The organism is Roseofilum acuticapitatum BLCC-M154 (assembly GCF_030068475.1).
Taxonomy (GTDB): Bacteria; Cyanobacteriota; Cyanobacteriia; order Cyanobacteriales; family Desertifilaceae; genus Roseofilum; species Roseofilum acuticapitatum.
Genome location: NZ_JAQOSP010000131.1, coordinates 1 through 18,393, shown reverse-complemented (window position 1 = coordinate 18,393; position 18,393 = coordinate 1). Strand labels below are relative to the sequence as shown.

The 18,393-nt window shown below is 46.5% G+C and carries 13 protein-coding genes and 1 pseudogene; 2 read left to right on the top strand and 12 right to left on the bottom strand.

What is annotated here, in order from left to right:
* Positions 1 to 161 precede the first annotated feature (161 nt).
* The 4 genes from PMG71_RS20545 to PMG71_RS20530 all read right to left on the bottom strand — a co-directional run bounded on the left by PMG71_RS20545 (position 162) and on the right by PMG71_RS20530 (position 8,153).
* Positions 162 to 1,877 carry an alpha/beta hydrolase gene (locus tag PMG71_RS20545; RefSeq protein WP_283755596.1) on the bottom strand — a complete coding sequence of 572 codons (1,716 nt, stop codon included), beginning with the start codon at positions 1,875 to 1,877 and terminating at the stop codon, positions 162 to 164.
* 201 nt (positions 1,878 to 2,078) lie between these two features.
* Positions 2,079 to 3,263, bottom strand: a complete 1,185-nt coding sequence (dxr, locus tag PMG71_RS20540) for a 1-deoxy-D-xylulose-5-phosphate reductoisomerase (protein WP_283755595.1) — start codon at positions 3,261 to 3,263, stop codon at positions 2,079 to 2,081.
* A gap of 126 nt (positions 3,264 to 3,389) precedes the next feature.
* Positions 3,390 to 3,941, bottom strand: a complete 552-nt coding sequence (locus PMG71_RS20535) for a zinc ribbon domain-containing protein (protein ID WP_283755594.1) — start codon at positions 3,939 to 3,941, stop codon at positions 3,390 to 3,392.
* A gap of 87 nt (positions 3,942 to 4,028) precedes the next feature.
* Positions 4,029 to 8,153: a CHAT domain-containing protein gene (locus PMG71_RS20530; protein WP_283755593.1), complete on the bottom strand. Its 4,125-nt coding sequence runs from the start codon at positions 8,151 to 8,153 to the stop codon at positions 4,029 to 4,031.
* Positions 8,154 to 8,368: 215 nt separating this feature from the next.
* Here PMG71_RS20530 and clpP point away from each other — a divergent pair, with 215 nt between their 5' ends.
* Positions 8,369 to 8,977 (top strand): ATP-dependent Clp endopeptidase proteolytic subunit ClpP, encoded by a 609-nt coding sequence (gene clpP / locus PMG71_RS20525; RefSeq protein ID WP_283755592.1) that lies wholly within the window; start codon positions 8,369 to 8,371, stop codon positions 8,975 to 8,977.
* Positions 8,978 to 9,082: 105 nt separating this feature from the next.
* Here the strand turns inward: clpP and PMG71_RS20520 are convergent, their stop codons facing one another.
* From PMG71_RS20520 to PMG71_RS24265, 8 genes and pseudogenes are all read right to left on the bottom strand, one after another.
* Positions 9,083 to 9,928, bottom strand: a complete 846-nt coding sequence (locus PMG71_RS20520; RefSeq protein WP_283755591.1) for a hypothetical protein — start codon at positions 9,926 to 9,928, stop codon at positions 9,083 to 9,085.
* Between the two features lie 103 nt (positions 9,929 to 10,031).
* The gene (locus tag PMG71_RS20515; protein ID WP_283755590.1) at positions 10,032 to 11,996 is read right to left on the bottom strand and encodes a mechanosensitive ion channel domain-containing protein; all 1,965 of its coding nucleotides are present in this window, start codon (positions 11,994 to 11,996) and stop codon (positions 10,032 to 10,034) included.
* Positions 11,997 to 12,201: 205 nt separating this feature from the next.
* Complete coding sequence (locus tag PMG71_RS20510) at positions 12,202 to 13,707, bottom strand: UbiD family decarboxylase (RefSeq protein WP_283755589.1); 1,506 nt, start codon at positions 13,705 to 13,707, stop codon at positions 12,202 to 12,204.
* A gap of 405 nt (positions 13,708 to 14,112) precedes the next feature.
* Positions 14,113 to 14,490 carry a DNA-methyltransferase gene (locus PMG71_RS20505; protein ID WP_283755597.1) on the bottom strand — a complete coding sequence of 126 codons (378 nt, stop codon included), beginning with the start codon at positions 14,488 to 14,490 and terminating at the stop codon, positions 14,113 to 14,115.
* The gene (locus tag PMG71_RS20500; RefSeq protein ID WP_283755588.1) at positions 14,447 to 14,728 is read right to left on the bottom strand and encodes a hypothetical protein; all 282 of its coding nucleotides are present in this window, start codon (positions 14,726 to 14,728) and stop codon (positions 14,447 to 14,449) included. The genes PMG71_RS20505 and PMG71_RS20500 overlap by 44 nt, the downstream gene beginning before the upstream one ends.
* A gap of 46 nt (positions 14,729 to 14,774) precedes the next feature.
* Positions 14,775 to 14,834, bottom strand: coding sequence for a hypothetical protein (locus tag PMG71_RS24055; RefSeq protein ID WP_347179354.1), 60 nt, complete (start codon positions 14,832 to 14,834; stop codon positions 14,775 to 14,777).
* A 14-nt stretch (positions 14,835 to 14,848) separates the two neighbouring features.
* Complete coding sequence (locus PMG71_RS20495) at positions 14,849 to 14,977, bottom strand: hypothetical protein (protein ID WP_283755587.1); 129 nt, start codon at positions 14,975 to 14,977, stop codon at positions 14,849 to 14,851.
* Positions 14,974 to 15,129: pseudogene (locus tag PMG71_RS24265) on the bottom strand (type II toxin-antitoxin system RelE/ParE family toxin); the annotation flags it as partial. The gene PMG71_RS20495 and the pseudogene PMG71_RS24265, both read right to left, overlap by 4 nt.
* Positions 15,130 to 15,443: 314 nt before the next feature.
* On the opposite strand from PMG71_RS24265, the gene PMG71_RS20490 reads away from it, so the two are divergent.
* The gene (locus PMG71_RS20490) at positions 15,444 to 17,474 is read left to right on the top strand and encodes an EcsC family protein (RefSeq protein WP_283755586.1); all 2,031 of its coding nucleotides are present in this window, start codon (positions 15,444 to 15,446) and stop codon (positions 17,472 to 17,474) included.
* Positions 17,475 to 18,393: the final 919 nt, after the last annotated feature.

Here is an 18,393-nt window from a genome sequence, read left to right as displayed (position 1 = left end):
GGATAAAGGGTGAAGAAGCGGGCAAGATGCCCGCACTCCTCTAATCCCTTGATATTACTGGAGTGGGAGCGTCTCGCTCCCTAAATTTTTAATCATGGTATTTCCGCTTCGCGGACATGAACAATCGGACTTGATATAATACAGCCGTTTTACTGATTTTTTTACTCATTATTGAGGATTAATTCCAACTCTTCTGGGGTAAAGGAATGAATTAAGTTCACCAGGTAAGGATCGATGGTAATAGAATTGGAGTAGGCAGAAGTTAAATAAGGTTTATAACTCTCATCATTGAGTAAATGAACCTTGAAAAAAGCCACAGCCAGAGCGCGAACATAAGTGCCGACAATTTGCGGATCGGGTTCTACTAACTCTCCTACTTGAGGCACTAAGGACATGGTGAGCTTGGTGAGTTGTTCGGTGTGGGAGCTACCGTAGAGAAGACAAAGATATTTATGGGTTGTGGTTAACCAACTAAAGGGTTGGACTTGTTCGGAAATGAGGGGAGTCACGGGATCGCTATCTCCACCAGCCATTAAGACCGGAATATCAATTTTTTCCATCCCTGATTGACCGAATAAGCGGCTCACGGGGTTAAGAACATAAATGGCTTTGATGCGGGGATCGTGTAAGGTATGCTGTTGATATTCTTCCGGTTTTAGGCTGAGAGCGCGACATTGCAACCGTAGAGCCATATCTGCCGATCCTAAAATTTTTTGGCAATGCTGTTCTAGGGCGGCAAAATCAATAGTTGCTCCGGCTAAAGCTAGGGAAGTATAGCCGCCAAAGGAATGACCCCCAACTCCAATAGCGTCTAAGTTGAGGCGATCGCCCAATTCTGAGCGGTTCCGTCGCTCTAGTTCGTCGATCAGAAACTGAATATCGAGGGGACGATTAATAAATTCCAAGCGCTCGAACACTTCAAATTCTCGACCGGTCAGCAGGTTTTGCAGATGTTGCAAATCGCTACCTGGATGTTGGGGAATGGCAACGAAAAACCCATAGGAAGCCAATATCGATCCGGCGCGTATAAAGTGTTCGGGGTGGCTGGCTAAACCATGGGAAATAATCAAAACTGGAAGTTTTTCGTTCTTTTTATGTTCTGGAATATACAGATCAACGTAAAAGCGGCGATCGCGCTCCTCATCTACTAATTCGATTTTCTTCGTGGTAAACTGCCGCTCTCCCGGTTCCCGAATATCCGGTAGTTGCTCATAGTCAATATCCAGTTCACTCTTGATTTCTACATCGGCTTTACTTTCAATTTCTGCCACAACTGCATCTGTCGTTTTGATTAAATTCTCTAGGGAATTTCGCAGGGACAAAATGTGATTAGCATTGACTCGCAATTGGCGAGTTGGAAATTTTTTCAAGAAATTTAATAGCGTCATCCCTTCTGGCTCGGCCGACGATAAAACTAGGGCTGAACGGATAGAGGAGCCGCCATTAAATCGGGAATCGGTTTGTAAAATTTTACCTAAATCTGTGATAATTCCCCGACCCATGGGAGACGAGAAAAACTTAGAAATGGCAACCGGCCCAACTTCAACATCTCCAGGTAACCCTGCTTCTAAAGCGGCCTGTGTTTCTAAGGGAGAGGTCAGCACTTGCCGAAAATTCTCTTGTCCCTCTGGGGTTAGAAATTTCAGATAAAAACCGAGTTGGTCGCTTACTGTGCCATCTTCGGCAAAGGCCTGTAGATCCCCAACGGATAAATACCATTCTAGGGGGCCATAATTTAAGACAATTTGTTCTGCACTATAACTGGGAAGTGCGGCAAAAAATGCCGTTGATAGGCTTAAAATTGCTGTAGTTATACTTTGAGGAATTCTTAGACTTTTAACTTTTGTCGAGATGCTCGACCAAGTGCTAATTTTCATCGACAGCAAGCTCCTAAATTCATAGGTAATGGTTAATGGGGAATATAGCTTTTCTCTTTTGCATGAAGTCTAGCCCTCACCCCCAACCCCCTCTCCCACGGGAGAGGGGGCTAAGTCTGTATCTCATCTATTCCAGAAAGGCTATGGGTAATCAGTAATTGCAGATTTTTAGGATCTCCCCATCTCCCCATCAAAGGTGTGTTAGCGCATCACTAAGGAGTTGCTTTTGACTCCATCAGCGACTTCTAAAACCATTGTTCTTGCCCATCGATCGGCTTCTAGGATATCGTCTAGGGAAGGATGGGAGGTATTCTGGTGGCGATCGCACACTTGTTCAATGACTTGAGGAATCTCTAAAAAGCCGATTTTCTCCTCTAAAAATAAAGCTACCGCTTGCTCATTGGCTGCATTTAATACCGCAGGCATCGATCCTCCAGCTCTCCCCGCATCATACGCTAGTTGCATACAAGGATATTTATCATGATCCGGATGTTTAAAGGTTAAACTGCCTGCTTTGACTAAATCTAGGCTCTCCCAATCTGTATAAATTCGTTCTGGCCAAGACAACGCATAGAGTAGAGGTAAGCGCATATCCGGCCATCCCAATTGGGCTAAAACGGAGGTATCTTGAACTTCGATCAAGGAGTGAATGATACTTTGGGGATGAATGACAATCTCGATATTGTCGTAATCCATACCAAATAAGAAATGGGCTTCAATCACTTCTAAACCCTTGTTCATCAATGTAGCTGAATCGATGGTAATTTTGCGTCCCATCGACCAATTGGGATGTTTGAGGGCATCACTGACTTTGGCTTCGGCTAATTTTTCTACGGGCCAATCCCGGAAGGCTCCCCCAGATGCCGTTAAAATAATCTTACGCAACCCTCCTTGGGGCACACCTTGCAAACATTGGAAAATTGCGGAATGTTCGGAATCTGCGGGGAGTAATTTTACGCCGTATTCTTCCACTAAGGGTAACACTACGGGGCCACCGGCGATTAGGGTTTCTTTGTTGGCTAGGGCAATATCTTTACCAGCTTTAATGGCAGCTAGGGTGGGCAGAAGTCCGGCACAGCCGACTATTCCGGTGACCACACTTTCGGCATCACCATAAGCAGCAACTTCGACGACTCCAGCTTCTCCGGCGACGATAATGGGTTGGGGATCGATGGAGGCGATCGCCGCTTTTAGTTCCGGTAATTTCTCCGGATTGCGAATGGCTACAATTTCTGGGCGAAATTGCTCAATCTGTTGCGCCAGCAAGGTGACATTATTACCGGCTGCCAAGCCGACAATCCTAAATTGATCGGGATGTTCAGAGACAATATCAAGGGTTTGAGTGCCAATCGAACCGGTGGAACCAAGGAGTGTAATTGCTTTCACGAATTTTTGTTTACAGAATTGGGGATCACAAAACCCACTATACCAATTAACAATTAACAATAGGGAATGGGGAATAGGCAAGAGGCAATCCTCCCTATCTCCCTATCTCCCCATCCTCCTATCTCCCTATCCCAAACGATGTCCACAACTGGAACAAAACCGATCCTCTGGTTTTATGGCTGCACCGCATTGACTGCAAAAGCGCCGTTGAGGAGTTGTGGAGGAAGATGATGAGGACTCAGAAGAAGCCGATCCCATCTGCATGTCCATATTGCCCATTTTCATTTGCATGGGGGAGAAACTCATTTCCATGTTGCCCATTTTCATCGGTTCCATGGGTTTCATGGGTTGCATGGGTTGGGCTGTATTGGGCATAGCGTCAACGGTTTGCAAGGCGATCGCCTGTTGTTGGCTCGGAATATCTGTTGAACTGAGCATACCCATTTGCATTCCTTGTACTTGAAGCAGGCGATCGCCCCCAGATGTTTTAATCTTAATCACCACGCCATTGCCCGTTGCAAACACTTCTGGCGCACTGCTCCAACTGCCCGTTTGCCAACTATTACTCGACTGCTGTTGTTGTCCAGGACTACTGGCGATCGCCGTTACCACAGTTTGCATCCCTTGATTCTCCAAATAGATGCGATGTCCTGAACCTAAATCACACATATAGGTCATTTTGGTTTCTCTTCCAGCTTGCTCTCCATCTAGTTTAACGCCAGTTTTGGATCGGTTTAATTGCTAATTATTAATTATTAATTGAGATTACCAAGGGGAACCCACCAACGTAAACCCAGACCAAAAATAAGGATGACTTAGCACTTCCTCATCTAAATGCTGGAGACTCTCTGGTAAAGGAATTGGCTCCTGTAAGCTAGGGACAATCAACTGTCCATTTTTTATCTTCACCAAGCCTTGAATCATCTCCTGCTGACCTTGTTGCAGAGCTTGCGCCTTAATTGCGGAGTGTTTCAAGTGGGCATAAAATTCACTCATTAATCCCAAAGTTCCCTCATCACTGACATACCATAAACTACCCAAAGCCGTTTTCACCCCCGCTTGAACTGCTAATCCTGTAAATCCTAATTCGGCATCCGGATTTCCTAGGGCTGTGCGACAAGCACTTAAAACCAACAATTCCACCAAGGGACTTTTCAAGTTAAGTTGCTCAAGCTGATTGAGTTTGAGTTGACTATCCCACAACTGGATATAAGAATTTTCTGGACTTCCTGCACGAAATTCACCATGGGTTGCTAAGTGAATAATGCCATAATATTGTTGCTGGCGACTTTCGATCAAATTATTGAGGGTGAATCCCTGATTGAGGAATTCATTCCCTGTCCAAGTCTCGATAATGGTGTTAATTTCTATGGGTACAGCCGGTAATGGGGCAAGTTCAGTAAATTCTGATGCACCCATCGCTAATACTGGAGTTCCCTGAACTTTAGATATATCAGTATTAACCAAACTCAAACTCGGCAGGATACCCAGACTGTAGTGTTCGATTAAGAACTGATTGCCGTCATGGAGCGCCGCCACAGGGAGCGATCGCAATCCTGCCGTTAAAACAAACCCTAAATTGTCAATATTTTCAGCTTTTAATTCCTCTTCTAAGGGGCGAATAATCCAATCATAGAGTTGCTGAGATGAACTTAAATAACTGGTCGTATATCGTCTGCGGGGATTAGTAATTTCTAAGGTTAACTCCCTCACCTTATCTAATACGTCTCGATCGCTGACACCCGCAATCACTTTTCGCAAGGGTTTACCTTCAGGAGTCACCATCATCAATTCTAGATATCGCCCTTCTGACTCGGTTTTCCCAGTTATCTCAGCTTTATTCTGAGCATTAATCACACCCGGTGCATAAAATCCAACATAAATAATAGCCGTTCTGACTCCTGTCTCCTGTTCCATACGCTCTAATATTTCTTGGCTTTCCCGAAGTGCATGAACTTGACTCCCCTGAAAATCTAAATCCAAGTAATCAGCATACTCATGACTTAAATTTTGTTCTCGTTCTTGAATCAAAAGATTAAATTCTGATCGAGACATTAAATTTCCCAAATTAATCACATTGCTTTCTTCTTTCTGAGCCTCTGTTTCTCGATCTGCACCAACATAAGAAATCGGGCTACTTACATCACTATCAATCCGATTTTCAAGAGTTGACAAACTCGCATTCGATAAGCCGGAATTGAATCGAGTAATATTAGCATCAAGATTCAGAAATGTACCAATTTCTGCTTCAGACTCCCCTAAGAGACTGGGGTTGGTATTTCCTGATTCTATGGCTTCTGAACCATTAGCTTCTAAAGGATTAGATGGGTTGGTTGTTTCTGATTTGGGGGATAGGGTGCTGGCAATTGATTCCATCTCAGATTCAGATAAATCATCAGTATTGCGATCGCTCACTGGCGCAGATTCTGCTGGTGTTGAGGGCGTTGAAGTCGGGGTGGGTGCAGGAGTTTCACTTGCGGTTGGTGCAGGTATGGGTGTTTCACTCGGTGCTGGTGTTGGTGCTGGAGTGGGTGCAGGTATGGGTGTTTCACTCGGTGCTGGTGTTGGTGCAGGTATAGGGTTAGGAATTGGCAGGGGTGTGGGGGTTGGGGTTGGGGTAGGCGCGGGGGTTGGGGTAGGATTTGGGGTAGGTGTTGGGGTTGGGGTTGGGGTGGGAACCGGAGTTGGATTCGGATCGGGATCGAGGGTAATTGTGCCAACCGTGCCATTTTTAGCACTCGCATCTAAGGTTCCATGGGCGATCGCCCCATTTCCCGATCCAATTCTCAGCGTAATATCACCCGCATCACCATTTTTCGTACTAGAGTCAATTTCTTCTGTGGTAATATCACCTTGCTGGGTTTGAAAACTAATATTTCCTGAACCGCCATTTTCCGTACTCGAAACAGTCAACCCACCAGTAATAATATTCCCACTCTCTTTAATCGTAAGCTGAATATCGCCCCCATTTCCACCACCTAGACTTGCACTTGCATCGATCTCTTCTGTCGTCAGATTTCCTCGACCGGTCGTCAATTCAATCGTACCCGCATCACCAGTTTTAGTGGATGTATTTAAATTTTCGGTTGTAATATTTCCCTCGGAAGCCATTAAATAAATATTTCCAGCTTGTCCATCAGAAGAAGTGTCTAAATTTCCGGTCGTAATATTTCCCAAAGAAGCGGTCAGGAAAATATTTCCCCCCTGTTGATTATCACTCGTATCTAAATTACCCAGGCTAATGCTGGCTCCAGAAATATTAATCTCTCGACCAGGAGCCGTAATCGTAGCGGAGGAGTCCATCAGAAAGGAACCTTCATTATCCGAGTCCGCATCCGCCGTAAATGTAATCGATCCTCCTTCGACAAAATCAAGAGAAACCCCACTAGCAAGAGTAATAGTATTGGTCGCTTGCAGTTCGATATTTCCTTGCTGTTCTTCTAAAACTTCGGCATTGATGGTAATGTCTTCATCGGGCAATAAATCAAAAGCAATAACCGGTAATTCATCTTCAATATTATTGGGTTGGGAAGGATCGTTAGAAATGGTAATATTTTTCGGGTCAAGTAGGAGCGTTCCCGCTTCTCCATCCACAGCGCTTAAATCCACTTTTCCTTCAAAAGCCAGGGTTTCTTTACCCGAAATTTCTACAAATCCGCCATTTCCCCAAATCGGCCCCCCAGTGGCTTCTACTGTGCCGTAAAACTGGGTGGTTTCATCTGACCAAATGATGATTTGGCCGCCGTTTCCCTGGTGGGTGCTATTGGCCTGAATGAGGCTTTGGCTATCAATCAGGGTATGGGTGGCGTTGGGTTGCTCTCCTTGTCCTTGAAATCCTCCCCCGATGTAGATATTTCCCCCTTGGGAGGGACTCGATGCGTTCAGATGAGCGTTGATTACACCCACTTGTTGACCGAAAATATTGAGGGTGCTGGGGGTGGAGTGGGGGTTAGGGGTGGAAACATCGAGGGTTCCAGAGGCGATCGCCACTCCCGCCGTTTCCGGTATAATCATCCTTGAACCCGTTAAAACCACCTGTCCTTGCTCGTTAATCTGCAATTGCGAAGCATGATCGATCCCGGAATTCGAGAGCAAAGTAGCTAAATTGGGCGCATTCACTTGAGGTGCATCTGGATTCAGGGGAAGATCTAAACTCAACAGATGACCGGGTTGCGAAATTCTCACCCGTTGCGCTCCCGGAATCGCTGTAATGGTAAGATTTCCTCCCGGAGCAGCCAGAGTCCCCGTATTGATGACTTGTCCCCCCATCAGGGTTAAGCTCTGACCGGGTGAAACTTCTAGGTTTCCTAAGTTAACAATTACACCGGGATAAGCGGTCTGGAAGTCAAAGGTCGTCGGTGTTCCCACCAGGCTGTTATAGTCATTTGACCCCAACACTTGAAACCAGTTGGTACTGCCGTTAACCCCCTGAAAGCCAATAGCTGTAGCAGTGCTGGCATTAAACGCGGCCGGGACATTGAGGCTGGCATTGGGGCCAAAGACTATACCTGCGGGATTAACCAGATAAAGGTTCGGATTTCCTCCACTGACTTGTAGCAATCCGTTGATAATAGAGGGATCGCCGCCATTAATGCGACCCAGGATATTTTGTAGGTTGGGGTTGGCTAAGAAGTTAGCAATTTGACCCGCAGAGAGTCCAAATTGGCTAAAGCTGTGAAAGAGATTCGCGCCGTCTGAAGAGAGCTGGCCGCCGGTAATTTGGTATTGATTGCCGATCGCCCGCACTTGCGTCCCTGTGCCATCGGGAGCCGCCATAATCGGAGCCGTTTGAGCCGAGCCTTTGACACTCCACAGCACACTGAGCCAAGGACACAGGGTAAGGACTAGGAGGGTTGAACCTGAAGACAGGCGAGTTAAAAATGTGGCCATAGTGGTTTTCTCTAGTCTCTGAGGACGATCTCACTGGTTTATTTTAACTCAGTGATTATGGGTTAATCGGTAACTGGTAATCAGAGATCCCCCCATCCCCCCATCCCCCCATCTCCCCATCTCCCCATCTCCATAAGGTGTGATCTCCACCACTGTTATTGTTCGCAGAAAAGTGTAAGAATTAATAAAACTTTACGAAAAGGTGGTAGAACACGATGATTCCGACCGTCATTGAACAATCTGGACGTGGTGAACGGGCCTTTGATATCTATTCTCGACTATTACGGGAAAGAATCGTATTTCTGGGACAGGCGATCGATGCAGATGTGGCTAACTTAGTCGTAGCCCAGCTCCTCTTTTTGGATGCTGAAGATCCAGAGAAAGATATCTATCTCTACATTAACTCACCGGGTGGATCGGTCACGGCGGGTATGGGGATTTTTGACACCATGAATCAAATTCGTCCCGATGTCTCTACCATTTGTGTAGGCTTGGCGGCTAGTATGGGGGCTTTCCTGCTCAGTGCAGGGGTGAAAGGCAAGCGCATGAGCTTACCCCATTCTCGGATTATGATTCACCAACCCCTCGGAGGAGCGCAAGGTCAAGCTACGGATATTGAGATCCAAGCCAAAGAAATTCTCTATCATAAGCAACGGTTGAATGAGCTATTGGCGAGTCATACCGGCCAGCCTTTGGAACGCATTCAAGAAGATACCGAGCGCGATTTCTTTATGTCGGCTCAAGAGTCCGTAGAATACGGGTTAATCGATCAAGTGATCGATCGCCGTCCTTCTGCCAGTCAACCCATCAGCGTGGTTAATTAGATTAGGGAATAGGGAATGGGGAATAGGGAATAGGCAAAAGGCCATCTCCCCATCTCCCCATCTCCCCATCTCCCCATCTCCCCATCTCCCCATCTCCCACCATCTCTAAAAGAACTCGTCGCCAGACGAACCCGTTTGTTGCAGGTGCTGGAGAAATTCTTTGATTTGACTACAGGTCAACATTAGGCGGGAACCTTGACTCTCTGGATATTGGCTTTTCAGATAGTCTTTCCCTTGTTCAGCACTCCAACCCACTTTTTTGAGTTCCACATCCGTCTGCGCGTAGGCTTGCAGATAGTCTAGAAACTCTTTCATTTCCTCATCGCCGAGAATCATGCGCTTGTTTTTACCATAGATGCGTTTGAGGTAGTCACTTTCCCGTTTACTGTTCCATCCAATGTGCTTGAGTTCCATGTCGATTTTGAGACTAATATCCGAGAAATCAAACTCTTCTTCTGATGCGGGTTTGGGTTCGGATTCCGGTTCCGGTGGAGGGGGTAGGGGTTCATCCGCATACTCTTCTGGATCGTCTTCTAGGGGAGGCATAGGAGACCAAGTTTCTGGTTCTGGTTCTGGCACTTTTAGGGCTTTAGCTTGAGGTTTGGGAGCAGGGGGTTTGGGGGGACTCGGTTCGGGAGGGGGCGCTAGTTCAACGGTTGGTTCAACGGCAGGTTTAACGACAGTCGGGGGTACAGAGGGGGGAGCAGGATTCGGTTGGAGAGAAGGGAGTTGCAAAAGCGCGATCGCCCGTTCTCTGGCTCGATCTTCGGCTTTTTCGATGTGGCGATCGGCCGATAAACCCGTTGCCAGGACTAAGTTACCGCATTCGATCTGCACTCGGACAACATACTGTTGCTCGTGAATCTGGAGTAGCTCAGAAATCAGGCTGGCTGTGGGATAGGCAGCTCTAAACTGAGACCACAAAGATGAAGATGAAGTTGGATCAAACATGGGGTTCGGTTGCAATTTATTCTTAAAAGCCAATTAAAAGCGGTAGGGTGGGCAATGCCCACCCTATCACTCACTCTAACTGTTCTAATCCGTCTATTGAGCTTTAGCTATTCTTAGCAAACTTGGGGGTATTATCCCCAAGAGAAGCAGGAATGATCGGACTGTGAGCCTTGTCTTGGATATACTCGTATCCAATTTCCACCGCAGTGGGAATTGCCACACTAATCCCTTCTTGCTTGAACCGTTCCTGAATCATGATCAAGGTCTCTTCCCAGACGTACCAGTAATCTTCCTTGGTTGCCCAGCAGCTTGCACTAATGGGAATATGATCTTCTTGATACCAATAGATATAAGTACCAATCCACTTGTCTTGCACAACTTTGGGATGGGATTTCATCACCTCTGTCAATAGCTCTTTGACACGGGGCAGATCCTCATTCACATTCAACCGGATATCATGCTTAACTTTCCGGAATTCATCATGGGTGAGGTTATGAATTTTGTCGTTCCAAACTGTAGTATTGGGAACAGCAACCAGTTCACCACTAAAGGCTTTGAAGGTCGTGTTAGCCAAGCTAATGGAATCAACTACAGCCCACATCCCAGCAACCTTCACTTCATCTCCCACATCAAAGGGTTTATAGAACATCAGCATCAAACCACTGGCCAAGTTACTGAGGTTGCTTTGCAGGGCGAAGGCCAGGATGAAACTTGCACCCCCAATAAGAGCCAGAAGAGGCCCAAGGCTCACTCCTAGGGCAGTTAAGCCGATCAGAACTCCCATCACTATAGTTCCTCGGCGGAAGGTCTTGACGATAAAGCCCTCAAATAACTCAGAGGCAAATGAAGTCCTCGCGAACAATGCATCGAGCGCATTTCCACCAAACCAAGACACTACCCCAGAAACAGAGACAATACCCACAAAGATTCCTACGTTTATCGCCCAGCGCAGCCCCCCTTCTTCCGAACGGGCCCAACTCAGGAGTCGAACCATTAACCCTTGAGTATCTGTGACATCAATTTCGATACCACTAACGGCAGCGATATATTGGCGATAGGATTCTGTATCTCCACCGCGCAGATCAATGGCATCTAGAATCACCTTAAACCGGTCTGCTAGAGCAGTTTGCTCATTTTGCAGTTCAGTAACCTGAATCACCAGTTCCTGCTTGACATCAGCTTCTGCGCCTGCTGCTTGTTCTAACTGAGCTTCTACTTGCCCAAGTTGTTCAACTTTCTCTTCCTTCTCAGCGATGCCATCACCAGAGGAGGTAGCGCCCTCAGCATCAGTTTCTCCTTCTGCATCCGCTTCTCCTTCTGCTAAAGGAAGACCCGTGGCTTCATCAATTGCCTCTTCATCTAAATTTTCTCCATCCGCTTGAGCTGTCCCTTCTGCTTCCTCTGTCAGTAAGCCGGCCGCTTCTTCCACCTGTGCTGTTATGGCTTCAGCCTGTTGAGCATCCAAGTCATTTTCTAACAGAGGGTCCGGTTCTTCTCCTTCTGCCTCTGGATTGTTGTCCAAAGCTGAGTCAACCGTTGCTTTTAATTCCTCATCCTCCTGAATTTTCCTCTCTGCTTCTACTGCGGCATCTACAGACTCTTGAGCTTGTCTAAGAGCTTCTTCAGCCGCTTCTGTTTTTTCAATCACGGCGGTACTGCCCGCACCTTCTCGGATCTCCGCTTCTTTGGCTTCCTCTAGGGTTTTCTCGGCTTCTGCGAGTTTTCTAACCGCTTCTTCCGTCTCCTGAATTTTGACGTTTTTACGCTTAATGGCAATCTCTTGATTGGTGATTTGCCGCACTTTGTCTTGCAGTAAAAGCAACCAAGCTTGAGCTTCTACTTCTAACTCCGCTAGGGTTAGAGGCTTAACCATAAGTTTGAGTTCATCAACGGGAATCTCTGGATCTTTGGTGGTTCTAGCTTCAGGTGCAGAAGCTGTTTCTGTGGCTTCTTCTTGGGCAACTGCGGCAGAGCGCATGGGTCTGGGGACAACATCCCCCCAACTGGCGAGGGTGCAAACCATGGCAGCTAGGACTAGCTGTCGTAGGCGGCGTTTGGGTTTGGACATGATTACGATCTCCTTCTCCTTGGTCTTTAAATAATGGAAGACGTTAAGGCTGTAGAGAATAGTTTAGACGACAAGTTTTGATTTGTCAGGATAGGTATTGTTAAGTTAAATCATAATTTTTGGTAGTCCCCATCATTACCCTAGGGTTTAACTCAGTAGTTGTGAGTTTGATGGGGTTAAGGATTCCAAAAAACTTAAATTTTCATTACATTTCATAGCCAAATACATTGGGGTCAACTTCGCCGAGAGTAAGATCGCCTAATCCATACTCTTGCCAGCGCTGGTCTACTTTGGCCGCGACCTCTGGATCGGATTCTAGAACGGCTCCCCATTCATGGGTTGTTTCTGGGTATATTTTAGTTGTGGCATCAACGCCCATTCTGCCGCCTAAACCAATTTTTTCGCTGGCAAAATCGAGGGTATCAAAGGGCGTTTCGGGAAGAATAAATACATCTCGTGAGGGGTCTACTTTGGAGGAAATCGCCCAAACAACTTGCCGAGGATCGCGAATATTGATGTCTTTATCGACGACAATGACGAATTTTGTGTAGGTGAATTGGGGTAGGGCGCTCCAAAAGGCGAGGGCTGCGCGTTTGGCTTGGCCGGGATAGGCTTTGTCGATGGAAATAATGGCGGCTTTGTAACTTAAGGCTTCCATGGGGAGGAAAAAATCAACGATTTCGGAGACTTGTTGGCGCAAGATGGGGGTGTAGATGCGGTTAAGGGCGATCGCCATCATAGCTTCTTCCTTGGGCGGCCGGCCGCTAAAGGTGGTTAAGTATACGGGGTCTTTGCGATGGGTCATGCATTGGAAGCGGATCAGGGGCGAGTCTTCTACACCGCCGTAATAGCCCATATGGTCGCCAAAGGGGCCATCGGGGAGGACTTCGCCGGGGGTGATGGTTCCTTCGAGGACAAATTCGGAGTCTGCGGGAACTTCGAGGTCTACGGTTTTACATTTAGCTAAAGAAACTCCAGAGCCTCCGTAGAGTCCGGCAAATAACCACTCGGAGAGGTCTACGGGGATGGGGGTTGCGGCAGCCATGATGATGAGGGGGTCAACGCCGAGGGCGATCGCCACTTCCAGCTTTTTCCCCTGTTCAGCCGCTTTTCGCAGATGACGCGCTCCCCCCCGCACCGATAACCAATGCACGGTCATGGTTTTCGCCGATTGAAGCTGCAACCGATACACCCCAACATTAGGAATTCCCGTTTCACAATCCTTAGTAATCACTAATCCTAAAGTGATAATTTTTCCGGCATCTCCCGGATAGGGACGAATCAGGGGCAAGGTATTTAAATCTAAGTCCTCTTCTGGAATCACCACCTGTTGACAATTGGGAAAAAAGTCGCGCCCCGGTTTAGCTTTCACCACATCAAACAAAACCTTACCAAAATCAATGGCTTGGGAAATCTTTTTCGGTGGTTTGGGTTGTTGTAACATCCCCAACTTTTTCCCTAGAGCTTCTAGTTCTAAGGGATTATCCATATTCATCGCCCAACAGATGCGCTCAACGGTTCCCATTAAATTAATCGCAATGGGAAAAGGCGATCCTTGCACATTCTCAAACAGTAACCCAGGGCCTCCCGCTTGCAGCATTCGGTTAGAAATTTCGGCAATTTCTAAATCGGGATCGACGGATGCTTTGATTCGTCGCAGTTGTCCGCGCTCTTCGAGTAGGTTGATAAATCCGCGTAAGTCTCTGGCCATAGGTTTAGTGAAATCGTTACTTTTCTATTGTAGGGGAATGGGGAGTGCGAGCATCTTGCTCGCTGTCTTTCTCTAGCGAGCATCTTGCTCCCTGTCTTTCTCTAGCGAGCATCTTGCTCCCTGTCTTTCTCTAGCGAGCATCTTGCTCCCTGTCTTTCTCTAGCGAGCAAGATGCTTGCTGTCTTTCTCTAGCGAGCAAGATGCTTGCTGTCTTTCTCTAGCGAGCATCTTGCTCCCTGTCTTTCTCTAGCGAGCAAGATGCTTGCTGTCTTTCTCTAGCGAGCAAGATCCTTGCTGTCTTTCTCTAGCGAGCAAGATGCTTGCTGTCTTTCTCTAGCGAGCAAGATGCTTGCTGTCTTTCTCTAGCGAGCAAGATGCTCGCACTACTCTCTAACCGGGTAAACATTATTCAAAGAGACTCGGTTGAACCACCAATTCATCGATCCTCTTTTGTGCCATTTCTTGATATTCCTTCACCAGTTCACAGCCGATAAACTTCCTCTGGTGCTTGAGCGCTACCACACCTGTTGTTCCTGAACCCGCAAACGGATCAAAAATAATATCACCTTTCCGACTTGCAGCCAAGAGGCAGGTTTCAACCAACGCTTCAGGATAGACGGCAAAATGGGCATCCCTAAATTTTCCTAACGGAATTTCCCAAACCGTTCTTTTATTTCTCCCTTTGGGATGAAAAGCCTGATCCCACCTTCCTGTGTGTAGGTTAGAGTTTCCTGAGTTTTTACCCTTTTCGGGTGTACCATTCCGTTTTCCTAAATAGTCCATCGTCACGGAGTTTAGATTTAATGGTACTAAAACAGGAAGTAAGATTTTCAATATACACATCTAGGCTATTTTCTCTACCAATTTCATATTCACTTTCTGGTTCTGTACCATAATTTCTGTGACCAAAATAAGGTGGGCTGGTGATAATAGTTTGCACAACGTTATCGGGTATCTGGTCAGCGACAGAACGAATGTCTCCCCAGAGAACTTTGTCGATTATTTTATCCAGATCAGCCATGATCTAAAATACGACAATGATGACTTGATGGACACGAATATCAGTTTCAACGATCGAAGTATTCATACCATGCCTCTAAAAATTGTTCTTGATGAGATTCTACAATGGATTGAATTTTTCTTAACTCTCTTGCAGATACTTCAAAGTCAATTCTTCAAGATAAATTTTATCTGCTCTAGCTTTAATCCGTTCCTGTCGTTCTGGAGAAAGTTTGGCTAACTCTGACGATAATGTTGTATAGTCTTTCATGGTTCTTCTTCCTTCAGTTGTTCAAGATAGTTTTCATAACGTCGTTCTGCTATAGCAATATTTTCCTTGTACCATCGCTTGTTACCCGTTTTGTTGCCACCAACGAGTAAAATAGCTTGTCGTTCCGGGTCGAACGCAAATAAAATCCGCCAAGGGTCTCCTTTATATTAAATGCGAAGCTCTTTGAGATTCTTAATTGAAGAGCCTTCAAGAGTATCAACTCTTGGTCTCCCCAAAGATGGGCCAAATTCCATCAACACAGTTAAAACCCTCTGTGGGGGAATGGGGGAATGGGGATATGAATGATTATACCAATTGAGGTCATGGATAATTTCAGGGGAATGCGGAGACGATCGCAGGATTCGGGTATAATCTTTAGGGTGATCATCCAGATCAATCGATTAAACTCTCCGTTCTAAAGGCGTTGGGTTTAATACGCTCTACGTGAATAAGGAAGGACTGCCCTATGAGTAGCTCTGTACAAACCAGTGTGCTTGAACTTGCCAAACAAGGTAACCCGGATGCGATCGCCTTGATCCTCAATCGGCAATTGCAACCTAAAGGAATTAATACCAAGGTGACCTGTAAGGGTGAGACGTTAAATTTAGTGCTAGAAGGCGCTCAAGTTCCCACCGAAGCGGTTTTTGTTAAGGTTTTGACCAATTTTTTCAAAAAACTGGCGATCGCCTCCGTGAGCCAAATTAAGGTCTATGGGAAGGAGGCGGAGGAAGAGCTTCCGGAATGGCAACAGGTGCTAAAGCTGCCAACGGAGCAGGAAACGGAGACATTAGCAGCAGCGAAACAGGGTAAGGTAGAGGCGATCGCCGACATCCTCAACCGTAACCTTAACCCCAAAGGATTGACCGCTCTAGTGATGGCTCAATCCCAAGGAATATGGCTCAGTGTAGAATCCTTAAATGGGCCGCCGCAAGCTAAGTTAGTAGAGATTTTACAGAAGTTTTTTATTCAACTGGGAGTTAACTCCATTCAAACTATCACCGTTGTGGGTAGAAAAACCGGTGAAGCTGTGCCAATCTGGGAGCAAACGATTCAACTGATCTCAGAAACCGCCATTACTCCTGCACCAGAAACGGCAATTTCTCCCATTCCAGAACCAGGGAAAAAATCCGGTTGGGGTTCCCTCTTTGGAAAAGTCGCCGATGCAGCCGCAGGTGCAACCGGAGCCATGGGAAAAGCTACGCAAACCGTTGCTATCCTAGCCGGAAATGCAAGCGATACCGTCATTGAAGCAGTGGGTGGTGCAGCCACAGGTGCAACCGAAACCATGGGAAAAGCCACACAAACCCTTGCTATCCTAGCCGGAAATGCGAGTGATACCGTGATTGAAGGAGTGGGTAAGGCTGGGGAGAGTGCTGGGAGTGCGATCGTACAAGTCACAGGAGCGATCGCCAATACCACCATGGCAACCGGAAATAGCGTGACTCAAGCCATGGGAAGCATGGGGAATGCAGCAGGACAAACGGGAGAGGCGATCGCCAAAACCACCCTAGACATGGCTAGTAATCTTGGTAACATGGTTTTTCAAACCCCAGATCGCATCAACGACATCCTCAAAATTGCCCATGAAAATCCCTTGATGCAACCCTTTACCCAATTCCTAAAAGCCGATTGGATTTTCAATATTGTCGATCAAGTCGATGTCGTTCAAGCCAAAGAATCGATTCTGAAACTTCAAACCCAATTTCCCCAAGAATCCCCCGATCAAATTAGTCATCGCGTCATGGTGCAAAAAGCTCTATTCGTTGGAGCAACAGAAATCGCCACCAGTCTGCCCGGTGCATCCATGCTCATGCTTGCCGTCGATTTAGCCGCCACTACTGCCCTACAAGCCGAAATGGTTTATCAAATTGCCTATGCTTATGGTTTTGACACCGAAGATCCAGCCCGCAAAGGAGAAGTTTTAGCTGTATTTGGATTAGCTTTTGGCGGTGGAAAAGCGGTACAAGCCGGATTAGGATTCTTAAAAGTCACCTCCATCGCTGGTGCAGCCATTAGCGCCAGCGCCAACGCCGCCCTCCTCTATGCTTTAGGTTATGCTGCTTGTCGGTTTTATGAAGCGAAATGTAGCCCCATTGTTATGGAAGCCACCCTAGAAACTCTACAAGAAGAAAGCCAGCACTATCTCGAAGCTGCCATTACCCAAGAAACGATTATGGATCGGATTTTAGTCCATATGATTTTAGCTGGAAATCCGGATAAAACCTGGGAAGATTTGCTTCCAGAATTAGAACCGATGCATCTTTCTCCAGCGTCCTTAGAAGCCATTAGTCAAAATATTGATAATCCCACCCCCCTAGAAGAATTACTTCCCCAAATTAACCCAGATTTTGCGCTCCCCTTGATGATGCAATGTCAAAAAATGGCCGAACTCGATGGCATTGTCACCCCAGAAGAAGCCCAAGTTCTGGAATTACTCAGCCAACAGTTTGCCGTGGAAGGGGAAGCCCAGCAAGGGTTACCCAAAATTTGGGTTTAAAGCCCCGTCCTTTTAGGACGGCTTTTTTAGGGTTTTAATGTAATCCCTAAGAACTTCAGACATGGGGACTTGTTTGGATTGTGCATAGGTCTTAAGAGTCTCATATTCAAGTTCAGAAAGTAAAAGTTGTAGTCGTTTAGTCCTTGCCATAGTCTCTGATTGTATGTATAATCAGAGTATAGCAGGAAAGGTAATTAACCTGCTCTAACAAAACCTAGTGCTGAAAAGCAACGCTGTACCTTGGCAATCAAAGATATGGGGTTCTATCCATAAGTTCTAGTTCCTTCCTGTGGGTAGGTAAAATCTTTGCAGGAGCTAGACACTCGCAGTATTTAAACAAAACAAACTTTGTAGAAATACAACTATCGTGGGGCGCACGAAAAGTAACGCTTGGGGAAAGAACCACCTCTGGGCTAGGAATCGCAAGGTACTTAGTTTAAGTGGACTTGATGAACCAAGAATCCACTCGCCTTTAGGCAGTGGAGCGTCAATTGAAGATTTAGAAGCTCTATAGCAAACCTAAATGAGTTGTGTAATGGCTTCCCCTCATCCCCCTACCCCCTTCTCCCGCGGGAGAAGGGGGAAAAAGTCCCTCTCGGAGTGGGAGAGGGATATTCCGCAAGCGGACATGATATCAAGTTCGCTTATTCATGTCCGCGAAGCGGAAATACCCTAATTAAAAATCCAGGGAGCAAGATGCTCCCACTCCAGTCAGATCAAAGAATTTGAGGAGTGCGGGCATCTTGCCCGCTTCTTAACCAATTAAGCGGACTTGATATGATATCAAGTTCGCTTATTCATGTCCGCGAAGCGGAAATACCCTAATTAAAAATCCAGGGAGCAAGATGCTCCCACTCCAGTCATATCAAAGAATTCGAGGAGTGCGGGCATCTTGCCCGCTTCTTAACAAATTTTCATG

What these genes read in the sequence shown, in the direction of transcription:
- clpP (WP_283755592.1), top strand. Translation starts at nt 8,369, where the DNA reads ATGATTCCGACCGTCATTGAACAATCTGGACGTGGTGAACGGGCCTTT.
- PMG71_RS20500 (WP_283755588.1), bottom strand. Translation starts at nt 14,728, where the DNA reads ATGGCTGATCTGGATAAAATAATCGACAAAGTTCTCTGGGGAGACATT.
- PMG71_RS20545 (WP_283755596.1), bottom strand. Translation starts at nt 1,877, where the DNA reads ATGAAAATTAGCACTTGGTCGAGCATCTCGACAAAAGTTAAAAGTCTA.
- PMG71_RS20490 (WP_283755586.1), top strand. Translation starts at nt 15,444, where the DNA reads ATGAGTAGCTCTGTACAAACCAGTGTGCTTGAACTTGCCAAACAAGGT.
- PMG71_RS20505 (WP_283755597.1), bottom strand. Translation starts at nt 14,490, where the DNA reads ATGGACTATTTAGGAAAACGGAATGGTACACCCGAAAAGGGTAAAAAC.
- PMG71_RS20535 (WP_283755594.1), bottom strand. Translation starts at nt 3,941, where the DNA reads ATGACCTATATGTGTGATTTAGGTTCAGGACATCGCATCTATTTGGAG.
- PMG71_RS20495 (WP_283755587.1), bottom strand. Translation starts at nt 14,977, where the DNA reads ATGAAAGACTATACAACATTATCGTCAGAGTTAGCCAAACTTTCTCCA.
- PMG71_RS20520 (WP_283755591.1), bottom strand. Translation starts at nt 9,928, where the DNA reads ATGTTTGATCCAACTTCATCTTCATCTTTGTGGTCTCAGTTTAGAGCT.
- PMG71_RS20515 (WP_283755590.1), bottom strand. Translation starts at nt 11,996, where the DNA reads ATGTCCAAACCCAAACGCCGCCTACGACAGCTAGTCCTAGCTGCCATG.
- PMG71_RS20530 (WP_283755593.1), bottom strand. Translation starts at nt 8,153, where the DNA reads ATGGCCACATTTTTAACTCGCCTGTCTTCAGGTTCAACCCTCCTAGTC.
- PMG71_RS20510 (WP_283755589.1), bottom strand. Translation starts at nt 13,707, where the DNA reads ATGGCCAGAGACTTACGCGGATTTATCAACCTACTCGAAGAGCGCGGA.